The following is a 15109-nucleotide window of genomic DNA, read 5'->3' on the forward strand; positions in this document are numbered from 1 at the left end:
CGAGCTATGCTGGAACGATTGCAGAAAATCATCGCGGCGGCCGGTTTGGCGTCGCGGCGGCAGGCGGAAACGTGGATTCGGGAAGGCCTTGTGACGGTCAACGGACAGGTCGTGAACACCTTGGGCGCGAAAGCCGACCCTGACCAGGATGCCATCAAGGTGCGCGGCAAGCTTATCAACCCTCGACTGGCGCGGCGCAAACTGGTGTATTACCTCCTCAACAAGCCGAAGGGGTATCTGTCTAGCCTCTCCGATCCACAAAACCGCCCACTGGTCACGGCGCTGTTGCCGAAGGGTGCGCCGCGCGTCCATCCGGTCGGGCGGTTGGATTTCAATACGGAGGGGTTGTTGATTCTGACCAACGACGGCGAACTGACCTATCGCGTGACCAAGGCCGGGGAGCACTGTCCGAAGGTCTATCACGTTAAGGTCAAAGGAACGCCCGGCCCTGACCAACTGGAGCGGCTGCGACGCGGCATGATGATTGACGGCGAATTCCACCGGATCGCTCACCTAACGCCGCTGGAGCAAACCGACGGCAACAACGCTTGGTTTGAACTCGTCCTACATGAGGGCAAAAACAACCAGATTCGGAAAATGTTCGACGCTATCGGCCATTCGGTGCTGAAGCTCCGGCGGGTGGCGATTGGCCACCTGACGGATGCCGGTCTGCCGGTCGGCGCAGTGCGGGAGTTGACCGCCGCCGAAGTGCGCCGCTTTTTCTCAGACCGCAAAATAGCGCCGCGCGTGACAGCGGGCACCCTTAGCAAGCCGCAGCCGACTGGTGAAGCCAAAGTACACCAGCGCCGCCGGTTGGCGGCGACCGTCGGCAACGCGGCTACTGCTGCGCCGTCGGCTCAGGCCGTCGCCAAGTCGGCCGCCGGACGCGCCCGCGCGACGCCGGCGCGCCCATCCAAGGCCGCAGCGCGCGCCGTTCGGAGACCGTCATGACGTTGCCGAAGCCTGAAGATTTGGTCATCCGGTCGTTGGGTGAATGTCGTTTCCCGTCGCCGCTGCAACTGGGCGCGGCGGTCGGCGAATACCACGGCGAGTTCATGTCGGACGCCGCTCGGATTCGCTTTCATGTCGAGCTGGACAGCCTTGACGCCCGCCCGGACGACCTGTTTTTTGAACGCGCCGGGCCGCGTGAGCGGCTGTTTTTCGACCCAACCAAGGTCAAGGCGGCGATTGTGACCTGCGGCGGTTTGTGTCCGGGTCTCAACAACGTCATTCGGTCGGTGTTTTTGACGCTCAAGTACAACTACGGCGTCCCGGAGGTGTACGGCGTTCGGTACGGCTACCGTGGCTTAAATCCGGCGTACGGCGACGGCTTCGTCCTGCTCAAGCATGAAATGATCGAAAACATCCATCTACAAGGCGGGACGTTCCTTGGTTCGTCGCGCGGGCCGCAGCCGGTGGACGTTATGCTCGACACGCTGACTGTCCGGGGGATTGACATGTTGTTTTGCGTCGGCGGCGACGGAACGCAGCGGGGCGCAGAGGCTCTTGCGCGCGCCGCCCGCGAACGCGGCCGTCCGCTGGCGGTGGTTGGCATCCCCAAAACAATTGACAACGACATCCCCTATGTCTTTCGGTCGTTCGGCTACGGAACGGCGGTTGAGAAGGCGCGGGAAGTCATTGCGGGCGCGCATGCCGAGGCGAAAGGCGCGCCAAACGGCGTGGTCATCGTCAAGCTGATGGGACGCAATGCGGGTTTCATTGCGGCGGGCGCGACAACGGCTAGTCAGGAGGTCAACTTCGCGCTGATCCCTGAACTCCCATTTGATCTCGAACCGCCGAATGGCTTTCTAGCCCATCTGGAGCGGCGCATCCTCAGCCGCGGCCATGCCGTTGTAGTCGTCGCCGAAGGCGCCGGGCAGCATCTTTTCGGTGATTTACCAGTGGAACGGGACGCTTCGGGGAACATCAAGCACCATGACATCGGCGTGTACCTGCGCGACCGCATTACGGCGTACTTTCGCGAGCGCCGGATTGAGGCCAACGTCCGGTACATTGATCCGAGCTACATCATTCGGAGCGTCCCCGCCAACTGCGATGACGCGCAGCTTAGCGACCGTTTCGCCCGCTACGCCGTACATGCCGCCATGGCCGGCAAGACGGATTTGCTCATCGGTTACTGGCATGGGACGTTCGTGCATGTGCCGATGCCGTTGGTCACCAGTCAGAGGAAGCAACTCTCGCCGAAGAGCAGTTTGTGGCTTTCGGTGCTGGCGACGACAGGGCAGCCGCCTCTGATGGTGAACACACCGCCGCCATCCTCTGCGTTATGAGCGACAACCCGTTGGCTGTTACGTTCGCTGGTTTACACTTCAAGAATCCGGTTATTCCGGCGAGCGGCACGTTTGGCTACGGGCTGGAATTTCTGCCGTTTTTCGACCTTTCGCGGTTGGGCGGCTTTTGCACGAAGGGGCTTTCGCCGCAGCCGCTCCGGGGGAATCCGCCGCCCCGCATTGTGGAAACGCCGGCGGGGATGCTCAACGCGATTGGGTTGCAGAACATTGGCGTGCGGGCGTTTGTCGCAGAAAAGCTGCCTGCGTTGCGTGCCTACGATACGCATATCATCGCCAACATCTTCGGCTTTTCCATCGAGGATTTTCTGGAGGTCGTGACGGTGCTCAACGACGCCGACGGCGTGGCGGCGTATGAACTGAACATTTCCTGCCCGAACGTCAAGGAAGGCGGGACGCAGTTCGGGAACGATCCACGTTTGGCGGCGCAGGTGACGGAAGCGGTGAAGCGCGCGGCGACGCGGCCGGTCATCGTGAAGTTGTCCCCGAACGCGCCGAGCATTGTCGAGGTGGCGCGTGCGGTTGAGCAGGCCGGCGCGGACGCCCTCTCGCTGGTCAATACGTTTGTCGGATTGGCGATAGACGTTTACACGCACCGGCCGCGACTGGCGTACACGACGGGCGGGCTTTCAGGGCCGGCGATTCGGCCGCTGGCCGTCCGCATGGTGTACGAGGTGTCGCAGGTTGTACGCATTCCGCGCATCGGGATGGGCGGGATCACGAACTGGATGGACGCCTTGGAGTTTATTCTGGCGGGCGCGACGGCGGTGCAGCTTGGGACGATTAACTACACCGAGCCGTGCGCCGCGTTGCACGTCATTGAAGGGCTGGAGACCTACTGCCGCGAGCGCGACACGACGATTGCGGCGCTGGTGGGAGCGTTCAAGCCGCAGACGTGACGCCCGGCGGGTTTGGTCGGCAGATTGATTTTATACCGGCCGGCCGGTACAGTGCGCGCCATGCGCAACCCCACCGCCAAAGCCGCCGCTGTGACGCCTTCGACGCGCGATGAACTGCTGCGCGCCGCCGTCCGCGTGGTGGCGACCGACGGCTTGCCCAAGCTGACCCTTGAAACGGTGGCTCGCGCGGCCGGCGTCAGCAAGGGCGGGTTGCTGTATCACTTTCCGACGAAGGACGCGCTCATTCAGGCGCTCATTGAAACATTCATCGCCGAATGGGATCGCGCGACGGCGCTGGAGTACGCCCGCGACCCCGAACCGAACAAACCGGGGCGGTGGCTGCGCGCGTACGTCCGGGCGTCCTTCGCCGACTTTGACCCCGACGAGATGCTGACGCTTGGCTTGGCGCAGGGTGACATGGCGGGTTTTGTCGCTGCGCTGGCGGTCAACCCGGAGCTTCTGGCGTTGATTCGCGCGGCGTACGAGCGTTGGCATCGGTTGCTGATTTCCGACGGCCTGGATGACGCGACGGCGACGGCGGTTCGGTTCGCCGCCGACGGCATTTACTTTGCGGAAGGTTTTGGTTTGGCGCCGCCGACCGGTGAGACGCGGCGGCGCGTGCGCGATTTGATCCTGCGCTGGATTGACCTTGCGGTATGCGGGGCGGACGCCTCGGCGCAGCGCGACGGCTCGGCGGGATGAGGGCGATAATGGCGCGGTTTGCGTTTCATCAGCGATGGTGGCGGGCGCTCCGTCCGGCCGTCTGGACGGTGCAGTTGGCATGCCTGACGCTCCCGTTGTGGACGGCGGCAGGGTGTCGGTCGGCGGTCAAAACCGCTGAGGCGACGGCGGCGGCTTCCGGGCCGGTTCCAGTGAAGACGGTCGCCGTCGCCGTCCGGCGTCGTCCGCAGTTCATCGCGGCGGCGGGGACGGTCACAGCGGCCCGCCGCGCCGCCGTAGCGCCGAATGCGCCGGGGCGCGTGGTGGAGACGCCGGTGACGACCGGCGCGTTTGTCGAGGCGGGGAGCGTCTTGGCGCGACTCGACGACCGCGAGGCGCACCAACGGCTGGAGCAGGCGCGGGCGGCGCTTGCCCAAGCGGAAGCCGCCGACGCCCAACTGCGGGCGCGATTCAGCCTTGAGCAAGGCGCTTTCGATCCTCAAAGGCTTCCCGAAGCGGAAGCGGCGCAAGCCGACCTCACGGCGGCTGAAGCCGACGCGCAGCTTGCAGCGGCGACCCTCAGCCGCTACGAACGCCTCGCCCGCAACGACAACATCACCCGCGCCATGCTTGATGAAGCCCGCGCCAACGCCGAAAAAACGCAGGCGGTTTTGCGCGCCGCGCGTCGTCGGTATGAAGCGACGCTCCGTGGGCTTCAGGCGGAATACATCGGCTTGCGTGCGGCCGCCGCGCGCGTGGCTGATGCGCGGGCGGCGGTCGCCTTGGCGGAAAGGGCTGTGGACGACATGACCGTTCGCGCGCCGTTCGCCGGTTATGTCGCCGAGCGGTTCGTCAATGTCGGCGAATACGCGACGCCGGATCGCCCGGCGGTCGAATTGGTCGCGCTGGATCAGCTCAAGCTGGAACTCCGGCTGCCGGAGACGGACGCCGCCAAAGTTCGTCGCGGACAAGAGGTGGAAGCCGCTACGGACGCCCATCCGGGGTTCGTGATTCGCGGGAAGGTGACAGCCATCCGCCCTCTCGTGGACGCGGCCGCCCGTCGGCTGGCGGTTGAGGTCGCCGCGCCCAACCCGGAGCGAAAATTGCGTCCGGGCATGTTTGTCACGGCGCGCTTGCTGCTGGATGAAGCGTCACTGCGCCTCCTGATTCCACGCACCGCCGTTTTCCAGCACGCCATACTAGGCACAGCGGCGGTCTATGTCGTCGAGAACAACCGTGCCTGCCTGCGCCTCGTCCAGACGGATGAAACCGTTGAAAACGAAGTGTTTGTTCGGCAGGGACTCAAAGAAGGAGAAAAGATCGTTGTCTCAAATTTGGAAAAGATACGGGACGGAGAAAATGTTATTCCAGCGGATTAGGAACGACTACGGCCTTTTCCTTCTCCTCAATCCACCGGCAAAGCCTTTTTCTTTGTCAATCAGCTCTATTTCGGTCAGTGGAGGAGCAAACGATAGATTACCTGAGTAACAGGGCAACGGTCCGTAACCACAGGTTGAGTTGACGGGTTGATGGAAAATGATGCCGTTGATGTTCACCATTTCAAAGCGACGAACCAATGAGGAAGTGTCCGGTACAATAAAAAGACTGGGGTGGTGACAATAGAACAGGCTAAAACATATGTAGTAAGTGATGAAGATGATGACTTTGCTTGCGTATGTAAGGATCAGAAGCAGATTGGTATAACGACTCCGGAATCCAATATCAAGAACGGCCAAAAGTACGAGTAAAACGAATTGCGTCAGAGCAAGTTTGGTGCTCCCATTTGTCAAGTCGGAAAATGAAGATGAGGCAATGATTGTAAGCAAGGACTGCTTGACGCCCATCTTGGATAAGGCAAAATGGACGACCATGACAAGACCTGAAAAGTAGAACAAAATAAATCGCGGTGCAGGCGCTGTTAGAAATGCGTACAGCACACCGAGGAAGGCGAACATTGTTACGGCAAACAGCGCGGAGTATGCTCTGAGAAATTTCCTCTGATGGACAACGACCGCAATAAAAAGTGTCGCTGTGAAGATGTATGTTAAGTAAAGTGCAGATTTACCTGTGTAACGCCGAAGCCAAGGTAGAATCCAGTTGGTATCCGTGCGGTATGCTGGAAGGTTTAGAGTGTCCCAGCGACCGTAATCAATAATGTGCTGAACCAATTCTTGAGAGACATCCGTGCCAATGTACCAAGGAACGGAAATATGCAGGAAGCTGGATGGGTAAAACGGACAACCGGAAGTGATGATTCCGGCTATCATTCTCGGCATAACCAGTAGGACGGAAATAAAGCCAAGCTTAAGGTAATGACCAGCCGTGTGAAAGCGGTAAGACTTAACCAGTAAGTAAACACCGAGTAGAAAAATTGGCGCTCCAGTGAGTTTCAAGCCCAGCGAGCCAATGCCAAGAAGCAGCGCCGACCAGAGAAAAGGGCAACCTGACGCCGCCTCGGTCGCAGCGGGTGTATCCTTTGACGGATTGTCGAAGTACTTCATGACACAGAAGACGGTCATCCCGATCAGGACATTGAGCGCCATCTCGACCGCCGTGACTTCGATGTGTACGTGTATGTTCGGAATGGTCAGTAAGAAGTACGAAGCTAAGCACAGCTCACTTGGATCTTCAAGTAAAACCGACAAACTCCTCAGCAACTGACAGAACGAGATGAAAACCGAAAAACCTCCTACAATCAAACTTGAGTGAATCCTAAGAAAATCTTCAAACAATGGAGGTAAAGCAAACCAAGCCGACTGATGACCTAGTTGGAGTAAGACAAATGCAAGACCCTTCACCAAACCGTAGTCGTGTAGGTACTTGGCAATTTGAACATGATAAATTGCCATATCGGAGAGATTGCTATATGGAACATTGATGACGAAAAATGAAATGACTGAAGAGATAACTATGTATTTCAGGTTTCCTAATACGGAATAAAGCAGCAGATACAGTTTATCCTTAGGAAAGAACGATCCAAAATAAACTCCGATGAATATCATAAACGCAATGATGTGATAAAATCTAAGCGGCATAAAAACTGAACATGTCAAGGCTATATCGGCTATGATGACAACCCCAAGAAAGCTGGATACGAACGGCTGTCTTTTGAAAAACTCAATAGACTCGCTTTTTGTTAGAAAAACCGAAATAGCGGCTATGCCGTACAGCGATCCAAGAATGAAAATGAAGAGCCAGACGATAAAACAGAGTAGCATATGATTCTTAAGAGTCCTGAAGATAATGCATGCAACGTTTAGCTGAAATTTGTATTCAACGCCCGGTTTTCGCCACCATGCTGATTATGGCGATTACTGTCGCCGGTTTTTTGGCTATACGACGCTGGGTGTAGACCAATTTCCCAATGTTGATTTTCCGGTAGTCACGGTTGTGGTCGCCAATCCCGGCGCTTCGGCAGCGGACATCGAGCGCGACATTACCGAAAAAGTTGAGGCGGCGGTTAAAGCCATCAGCGGCGTCAAGGAAATCCGCTCCTCGTCGGTGGAAGGCATTTCGCAGGTCAACATTCAGTTTTCGCTCAACAAAGACTTTGACGTTGCCGCGCAAGAAGTCAGGGACAAAGTCAACCTCGTCATCCCGGAGCTGCCCCGAACCATCGAGCCGCCGACCGTCCAGAAGTTTGAAACCAACGCCGCGCCGGTCATTCGGTTGGCGGTGGCATCGCCGTGCCCGCTCGTTGAAACGACGCGCATCGCGCGTCGCAGCGTCAAGGAACAACTTGAGACGCTTGACGGCGTCGGGCGAGTCTCGCTGCTGGGGGGCGCGCGGCGCGAAATCCGCGTCATGCTTGACCCGCTGCGCCTGCGGGCGTACGCGCTGACGCCGGCTGAAATCGCGTCCGCCGTCCAGCGCCGGAATCAGGACGCCCCCGCCGGAACACTGGAGCAGGGCGCGCGCGTGACCGCGCTCCGCACGCCGGGCAAGCTGAACGACGCCGCCTCACTGTACCAACTGCCAATCGCCTACCGTAACGCCGATCCTATCTACCTGAGCGACGTAGCGCAAATCGAAGACGCCGCACAGTCGCCTCGGACCATCACTGCGCTGGATGGGCGTTCGGCGGTCATCGTGCAGGTGTCAAAGCGCGCCGGCGGCAACGCCGTGGCGCTGGCGGCGCTAAAACTAGCCGACATTCGCGCGAACCTGCCGCCGGATGTAACCCTGACCGAGGTCGGCGACAAGCCAGTTTTTTGCAGAAGCGACTGTTGATGATGTCAGAACACATCCAAATTGAGGGTGGCTCGCTGGACTGCCCAGCCGTTTTGTTTTCCTGCGGCGGTTGGGTAACGCTCATGGCAGCGCTCGTCATTTCCTAACATTCGGCCATTGGCGCATTCAGTGTGGATAGCGGCGTCAGAGGAGTTTCGGTGGTGACGGTGCGTTGGCTCTGTGGTACTGTGGCCGCCCTGCGCGTCGCCAATGTGGTGTGTTTGGTCTACCGTCCCAACGTTTGAGGAGGGCTAGCGATGAAGTGTCCTGCCTGTGGTTTTGAAAACCTGCCCGGCGCAGAAATCTGCGAAGCATGCGGTTCGGACTTGACAGCCGTTGAAATCGGCGAGCCGGAGCTCCCGATTCAACAGACGCTCGCTGAAGATACGATTGAGCATTTGTTTCCCTACCCGCCAATTACGGTTGAAGTCGGTACGTCCATCGCCGCTACGCTGCGCGCCATGCAGGAGAAGCGGTTTGGATGTGCGATGGTGACGCGCAACGGAAAGCTGGTTGGCATCGTCACCGAACGGGATATGCTCTACAAGGTCGCCAATCGCATTACGGAACTGGAAGCGACGCCGGTGGACGTAATTATGACGCCCAATCCAGGCGTGGTACGACACGGGGATACGCTCGCCAAGGCCCTCAACCTGATGGCGATGCACAAGTACCGGCACATCCCGATTGTGGACGACGAAGAAAAGCCAATTGGCTTTCTCTCATCGAAGGGCATTTTCAAATACCTCTGTCAGCACGCGCTCTCATAGCGCCGATCCGAAATCAGCCAGCGGCGCGGAGAGCCAGTACCACAGCCCACACGAATCGGGCGATGGTTCTTTGCCTACTCTCCCAGCCAGCAGTGGATAGGTCTTAGGAAGCTGGCTTCCGGGGACGTAACGCCTCCATCATTGCCCGCAGTTGGTCGGGCGGCAGCAGCGTCAGGGCATTGAAGGACTGTCCCATTAGCCATTCGCCGCCGTCTATCGTGACGCACTCACCGTTGATATAACTCGCCGCATCGCTGACCAAGTACGCCGCCAGATTGGCCAACTCGGCCGGCTCGCCGAACCTCCCGGTCGGATTGCGCCGTTTTCCTTCCTCTTCCATCCCCGGCAACATCAACCGCGACCAGGCACCCTCGGTTGGAAACGGCCCTGGCGCAATGGCGTTCACCCGAATCCGCCAGCGACCCCATTCGACGGCCAGCGCCCGCGTCATCGCCAGAACGCCGGCTTTGGCGCAGACGGACGGCACGACGTAGGCCGCGCCCGTCCAAGCGTATGTGGCGACGATGTTAAGAATGCAGCCGCCGTTCCCCTGCGCAATCATGTGTTTGCCGACGGCCGACGTACAGTGAAACGTCCCGTTGAGCACAATCCCAACGACTGCATTGAAGGCGTTGGGTGACAGCGTTTCAGTCGGCGCCAAGAAGTTGCCGGCGGCGTTGTTGACCAAGACATGGACCGCGCCAAAGCGCGTCACAACCTCCTCGACGGCAGTGTTGACGCGCGCCGCATCGCGTACGTCAGCCGTCACAGCCAAGGCTTCCCCGCCGCTGCTTTCAATCGTCTGCACAACCTCCGCCAACGGCTCAGGACGCCGCCCTAAAACAGCGATGCGCGCCCCCAGTTCAGCGAACCGCAGCGCCATGGCGCGTCCCAAACCCGTGCCGCCGCCTGTCACCAAGATCACTTTGCCCGCCAAAAAGCCTTTTTCAAACATCGCAAAACCTCATCCAAACCAAAGGGACGCGCTCACAGGCGCGTCCCGGAAGCAGTCCAAAGACAACATGCGCCAGCCCGACTACCCCAGCCTGACGCAAACCGATTTGGTCTGGGTGTAGGCGTCGAGCACTGCGCCGCCCATCTCGCGGCCCCAGCCAGACTGCTTATAGCCCCCAAAAGGCAGCGCAGCGTCAAAAACGTTGTAGCAGTTGATCCATACTGTCCCGGCTTTGATTTCCGCCGCTAACGCATGAGCCTTGCTGATGTCGCGCGTCCAAATGCCGGCGCCAAGACCATAGATTGTGTTGTTGGCGCGCGCGCTAACTTCACGAATGTCCGAGAACTTCATCGCCGCGACAACCGGGCCAAAGATTTCCTCCTGACAGACCTTCATATCGTCGGTTACGTCGGTTAGCACCGTCGGCGCGACAAAGTAGCCCTTCTCGCCAATTTGCGAACCGCCGACTACAGCTTTGGCGCCGTCTTTGAGACCGGCGTCAATGTAGCCCATCACGCGCCGGAGCTGCGTTTCCGACACAAGCGGCCCCATCTGCGTCGCCGGGTCAAAGCCCTCGCCAACGCGGATTCGCTTAGCGATTTCGCTGACGCCCGCCACTACATCGTCGAAAATGTCGTCTTCGACAAAAAGCCGCGAACCGGCTACACAACACTGTCCATGGTTGAAGAATATTGCGTTGGCCGCGCCTTCAATGGCGACCGACAAATCGGCGTCTTTGAAAACAATGTTGGGCGATTTGCCGCCCAGCTCAAGCGTGACCTTTTTGAGGTTGCCCGCGGCTGCCTGCACGATGAGCTTGCCGACTTCGGTTGAGCCGGTAAACGCCACCTTGTCCACATCGGGATGCGCCGCCAGCGCCGCGCCGGCCGTTTCACCATACCCAGGTACGATGTTGACCACGCCCGGCGGGAAACCGGCCTCTAGAATCAGTTCGCCCAGCCGCAGCGCCGACAGTGGCGTTTCCTCCGCTGGCTTGAGCACCACCGTGCAACCGGTCGCCAGCGCCGGCCCCAACTTCCATGCCGCCATCAGCAACGGAAAGTTCCACGGAATGATCTGCCCAACAACGCCGACCGGTTCGCGCAGGGTGTACGCCAGATATTGCCCGCCGGGGACGGAAAGTGGGATCGTCTCGCCTTCAATCTTGGTAGCCCAACCGGCCATGTAGCGGAATAAATCCACGGCCAACGGTACGTCGGCGGCGCGTGAGACCGTCAGCGGTTTGCCGTTGTCGAGGGTCTCCAGTTGGGCGAACTCTTCCAGATGCTGTTCGACCAGATCGGCCAGCTTCCACAGCAGCCGTCCGCGCTCTGAGGGCGTCATTTTGCGCCACGGCCCTTCCTCAAACGCGCGGCGCGCGGCCTTCACCGCCAAGTCAATATCTTCGGCGTTGCCTTCGGCGACATGCGCAATAACTTCGCCGTTCGCCGGGTTATAGACCTTGAAGACTTGCCCGCGCTTGGCTTCAACCCACTGGCCGTCAATTAGCAGGCGGCGCGTTTGGGCGACGAACGACTTGACTTCGGGGGCGACTTCGTATGTCGCTGTGGCCGGTGCACTCATACACAATGCTCCTTGCTCGTTAGTTCCAGGGGGATGGATGGAGGATGGAACGACAGGGTACGAAACCTTACACTGTCCCAGCTGGCTTGCAAAGGCCCCAAACACGAGCACGGAGTCACTCATAACGCGGCGCATTGCAGCGTTACAGTTGCGTCATGGCGTCGCCGGGCGTCGGTTATCGCCACACTCCTCAATCACTTCAGTGCTGTGTTTTGAGCCCGTGAAAACGCTGAGACACGCTTGCAGGTCGGACGGGAGCGGGGAAGTGAACCGCATCGGTCGTCCCGACACCGGATGAACAAAGGCAAGCTGCGCGGCATGGAGAAACTGCCGTCCAAGGCCCATCACCGCCCGCCGCTGCGCTGCGTCACGCAGTTGCTGGTCGCGTCCCTGTCCGTATAACGGGTCGCCGATCACCGGATGCCGAATGTGCGCGCAATGCACGCGAATCTGGTGTGTCCGCCCAGTTTCAATTTGGACGTCAAGCAACGTAACCACGCCCAACCGTCGCAGGACGGTATAACGCGACCGCGCTGGTCGTCCGGCCGGGTCAACGGTCATTTTGAGACGGTTGTTGCGGTCGCGAGCAATGGGCGCGTCAATAACGCCCGCACCGACGACATCGCCGTGAACCAGCGCCACGTAACGTTTCTCCACGGTTCGCGCACGAAACTGTCCGGCCAAGTGTTCGAGCGCCGCGTCAGTTTTTGCCACAACTATGACGCCGGAAGTATCCCGGTCAAGGCGATGAACAATCCCCGGACGGAACGCCACGCCGCCCGGAAGCCGACCGCCAAAGTGAAATGCTAGCGCATTGGCGAGCGTCCCTCCGCCGACACCGGCCGCCGGGTGAACGACCTGACCGGCTGGCTTGTCAATCACGATGACAGCTTCGTCCTCAAATAAAATCGTCAGCGGCAAGTCCTCTGGCTGAAGGTCAGTCGTCACTGGCGCCGGAATGTCGGCGTCAATATCGTCGCCCGCCACAACCCGATAGCTGGCGCGCGCCAGGCGTCCATTGACTCGTACTTCGCCATCGGCGATAGCCCGCTGAATGCGGGACCGACTAACATTCAGCCGTTCGGCCAGAAACACGTCGAGCCGCAGACCGGCCGCCGCCGGCGGAACCTGGAGTGCGTCGGTGTCAAGCGCAGCGCGGTTGTCCATCGAGCAACTTACAGACTTGCGCCTGGCAGCAGGGCCGTAATCGCCTGAAACGTCTTGGTCAACCACTCGCCAAGTTGTTCCGTGGGGAGGTCGTTGCCGTACGACAGATAATAAACCGTACCGTTGGGCGTCGGCTTACACTCGCCGCCGAGGCTTTTGGTGCGTTCCTCCCGCAGTAGTGGGGATTCGGCGATTTCGTACAAATCCACCGAGGTAATCAGGTCATAGACCGGCTTGCGCCGCAAGATGATGACCACGGGGAACGTCCGCGCCATGCCCAACGAGCGAAAAGCAAGGTCATAACGGTGCATCAGGTAGTCTTCTTGATTGCTGTGTTCTTCCGTGACCTTGACCTTCCTCGGATCCAGTCCCTGCACAAACTGCTGGATGATCTTTTTGCGCTCATTGAACAGCTTGAAATACTGCACCGCCGTCAACCGTTTGACGGTCGGCGATGGCGGCGGAACGAGCGACGGCACGGCCGAGGGCGTCAGGTTGCGCCCCGGAGGATTAGACAGCGCAGGTTCATTTTTGGTCGGCGCCGGCAGGCGAGTACTGCTTTTTTCGCCCAAATCAAGAATGAACCCGACATCATCATTAGGTGCCGACGCCGGCGGCGACGGGAGACGCGGGCTAACCGCGCCAGCCGGTCCTGGTGAAACCACGGTCGCCGAAGGGTCGAAGCGTGATGTCGCCGGGGACGACACGACCGTTGTCACCGGCGACAGCCCCTCTTGGGAGGCGCCGGATGTCACCGTAGCGGGCGATGACGGGATGGAGGCGTCCACCGGCGAGGATGGAGCGACGGCTTCCGTCGCAGCCGGCGTCACCACCACCGTTGGTGGAATGAAGATGTCCGCTGGTGGAGACGCCGACGGCGCTACCACTACCGTCGGCGGAATGAAGGTGTCCAGTTCGGTGGGCGGCGGGCTGAGCGGTGCGGCGTCCGGCGCCCGCCTCAGTGATTTCAGGGTCGGTGGGTCTTCGATAGCGGGGGCTGCCCAAGCCGACGGTACCGGTTCGCTCACCGGCGCGCTTTCCACCGCCGGAAGCTGCGGCGCAAACAGTCGCGCCTGCTCCTCTTCGCTCATCTTGACGGTCAGTTCCGCGTCCACAGGCGCAGCGGCAGGCGGCGCAGCCGCCAGTTCCAGCGCTGGCGTCAGCGGCAGACCGTGGTAGGGACAAAACCGCTTGCCGTCATCCCATAGAGTTTCGCACTTTGGACAAGCCTTCATGACCAGGACCGCCTCCGCATCCAACACGCGCTATGCTGAGTGCGGGCGGAGCAGCGACGGTGAAAGGACCCCTCACTCAGCAAGCCGGTATGCGCGCCAGTGTCGCGTCAAGCGGCGGATGATTCGGCACAAAATCGCAGAGGTAACGTTCAACGACACAACCGCCGCCGTCAATCAAAAACTGCGCCGGTAAGGGAACACCCAGCGCCGCACCCGTGCCGTACCTCTTGAACACCGTCCAGTCCGGGTCGCTCAGAAACGGGTAAGGCAACGCCAAGTCTTCGGCAATCAGCTTTGACGTGGCGACATCCGTGGTGCTGACGACCACCACTTCCGCCCCCTTGGCTTGAAATTCCGCATATCGTTCACGCAACTCGACCAGTCGCGGATAGCAGAATGGTCAGATGAAGCCGCGATCCACAATGCGCGTCAGGTAAAGCAGACACCAACGCGGCGCGACTGCCGACAACGTAAACGGCTGCCCTGCAACGTCCGGCAGGGTAAAGTCAGGGGCCACAGTCCCGACTGCAACCTGCGACCGACTTGGATAGGGAATAAAGTTGCCCTTGAACGGCAATTCCAGAATCTTGGCAATGTTCATCGTTCGTCCTCAAGGCCGCGGCTTCGACCGGCGCGGCGGTTTTATCAGATTTCTTCCGGCTTAAAGCCACGGGTTTTTTTGTCTTTGTAAGCTTCGCCGTACATTTTGAGCCGTGTCCGCAGGCTTGCCAGACGCTCGCCGTAGTTGGGGTAGCGCCGGATGAGCTTTTCCAAATTGACCATGTACCACGGGCCGAACAGCTCGCGCAGCTCCGGCAAAAACGGCTCCAGTTTGGCGAAGACAGCGAAGCACTCCGTATTGGCGTCAAAAAACAGCGCCTCATCTAGCGCGCCGTGGTTGACCAACGCCGCCGCCATGTCCCAGTAAGTTGTCACCTGCCGCCAGTACGCACCGTGAACAGGATTGCGCTTGTCGAAAAGCAGGTCTTTGATGTCTTGGGCGGATTCGGGAAAGAACTTGAAGGCGACAAAATCACGCGCTTCGCGCATCACCGGCTCGCGGCGGAGTTCGTACAGCTTTAGGATGAGATGGGCGTCTTCGTGCGTGGCCATGCAACATAGCCTCTTTTCTTGTTTTGGGAATCCACCTTGCTGACTGGTCGGCACTATAGCGCAAGCACGGCGGCCGATGAAAAGGTGTCTACGGCCAGGCAAAGCGGCTCCCATGCCGGTTAGCGACGGCGGCGGCGAGGCGTCGCAGCCAATGTTCGCGGCCTGCCAAGTGGATGTTGCGCGTGAA

15 protein-coding genes are annotated in these 15109 nt (G+C 59.8%); 7 read left to right on the top strand and 8 right to left on the bottom strand.

Annotation, left to right across the window (positions count from 1 at the left end; all coding sequences use genetic code 11):
• Window positions 1-6 precede the first annotated feature (6 nt).
• The 5 genes from NZ585_04330 to NZ585_04350 are packed head-to-tail and all read left to right on the top strand — an operon-like array spanning window position 7 to window position 5247.
• Entirely contained in the window at window positions 7-951 is a 945-nt protein-coding gene (locus NZ585_04330) for an rRNA pseudouridine synthase (GenBank protein MCS7079263.1), read from the top strand.
• Window positions 948-2291 (top strand): ATP-dependent 6-phosphofructokinase, encoded by a 1344-nt coding sequence (locus tag NZ585_04335; protein MCS7079264.1) that lies wholly within the window; start codon window positions 948-950, stop codon window positions 2289-2291. Before NZ585_04330 ends, NZ585_04335 begins: the two co-directional genes overlap by 4 nt.
• Window positions 2288-3208, top strand: coding sequence for a dihydroorotate dehydrogenase (locus NZ585_04340; protein MCS7079265.1), 921 nt, complete (start codon window positions 2288-2290; stop codon window positions 3206-3208). Before NZ585_04335 ends, NZ585_04340 begins: the two co-directional genes overlap by 4 nt.
• Before the next feature lie 60 nt (window positions 3209-3268).
• Complete coding sequence (locus NZ585_04345; protein ID MCS7079266.1) at window positions 3269-3910, top strand: TetR/AcrR family transcriptional regulator; 642 nt, start codon at window positions 3269-3271, stop codon at window positions 3908-3910.
• An 8-nt stretch (window positions 3911-3918) separates the two neighbouring features.
• Complete coding sequence (locus NZ585_04350; GenBank protein MCS7079267.1) at window positions 3919-5247, top strand: efflux RND transporter periplasmic adaptor subunit; 1329 nt, start codon at window positions 3919-3921, stop codon at window positions 5245-5247.
• A gap of 6 nt (window positions 5248-5253) precedes the next feature.
• Here NZ585_04350 and NZ585_04355 read toward each other — a convergent pair whose 3' ends face one another.
• Complete coding sequence (locus NZ585_04355; GenBank protein ID MCS7079268.1) at window positions 5254-7086, bottom strand: hypothetical protein; 1833 nt, start codon at window positions 7084-7086, stop codon at window positions 5254-5256.
• A 49-nt stretch (window positions 7087-7135) separates the two neighbouring features.
• Between NZ585_04355 and NZ585_04360 the strand changes: the two genes are divergently transcribed.
• Window positions 7136-8098: an efflux RND transporter permease subunit gene (locus NZ585_04360; protein ID MCS7079269.1), complete on the top strand. Its 963-nt coding sequence runs from the start codon at window positions 7136-7138 to the stop codon at window positions 8096-8098.
• Between the two features lie 257 nt (window positions 8099-8355).
• Entirely contained in the window at window positions 8356-8868 is a 513-nt protein-coding gene (locus NZ585_04365; protein ID MCS7079270.1) for a CBS domain-containing protein, read from the top strand.
• 103 nt (window positions 8869-8971) lie between these two features.
• Here NZ585_04365 and NZ585_04370 read toward each other — a convergent pair whose 3' ends face one another.
• The 7 genes from NZ585_04370 to NZ585_04400 all read right to left on the bottom strand — a co-directional run bounded on the left by NZ585_04370 (window position 8972) and on the right by NZ585_04400 (window position 14922).
• Window positions 8972-9823 (bottom strand): SDR family oxidoreductase, encoded by an 852-nt coding sequence (locus NZ585_04370; protein ID MCS7079271.1) that lies wholly within the window; start codon window positions 9821-9823, stop codon window positions 8972-8974.
• Window positions 9824-9904: 81 nt separating this feature from the next.
• Window positions 9905-11407 (bottom strand): aldehyde dehydrogenase family protein, encoded by a 1503-nt coding sequence (locus NZ585_04375; GenBank protein ID MCS7079272.1) that lies wholly within the window; start codon window positions 11405-11407, stop codon window positions 9905-9907.
• 153 nt (window positions 11408-11560) lie between these two features.
• Window positions 11561-12574, bottom strand: coding sequence for an RluA family pseudouridine synthase (locus NZ585_04380; GenBank protein MCS7079273.1), 1014 nt, complete (start codon window positions 12572-12574; stop codon window positions 11561-11563).
• Between the two features lie 8 nt (window positions 12575-12582).
• Window positions 12583-13809 (bottom strand): hypothetical protein, encoded by a 1227-nt coding sequence (locus tag NZ585_04385; protein MCS7079274.1) that lies wholly within the window; start codon window positions 13807-13809, stop codon window positions 12583-12585.
• A gap of 76 nt (window positions 13810-13885) precedes the next feature.
• Window positions 13886-14191, bottom strand: a complete 306-nt coding sequence (locus NZ585_04390; GenBank protein ID MCS7079275.1) for a peroxiredoxin family protein — start codon at window positions 14189-14191, stop codon at window positions 13886-13888.
• An 18-nt stretch (window positions 14192-14209) separates the two neighbouring features.
• Window positions 14210-14410, bottom strand: coding sequence for a peroxiredoxin family protein (locus NZ585_04395; protein MCS7079276.1), 201 nt, complete (start codon window positions 14408-14410; stop codon window positions 14210-14212).
• Between the two features lie 44 nt (window positions 14411-14454).
• A complete protein-coding gene (locus NZ585_04400; GenBank protein MCS7079277.1) occupies window positions 14455-14922 on the bottom strand; it encodes a hypothetical protein in 468 nt (155 codons plus the stop codon).
• Window positions 14923-15109 lie beyond the last annotated feature (187 nt).

The sequence above is a fragment of the Chloracidobacterium sp. genome (assembly GCA_025057975.1).
Classification (GTDB): domain Bacteria; phylum Acidobacteriota; class Blastocatellia; order Chloracidobacteriales; family Chloracidobacteriaceae; genus Chloracidobacterium.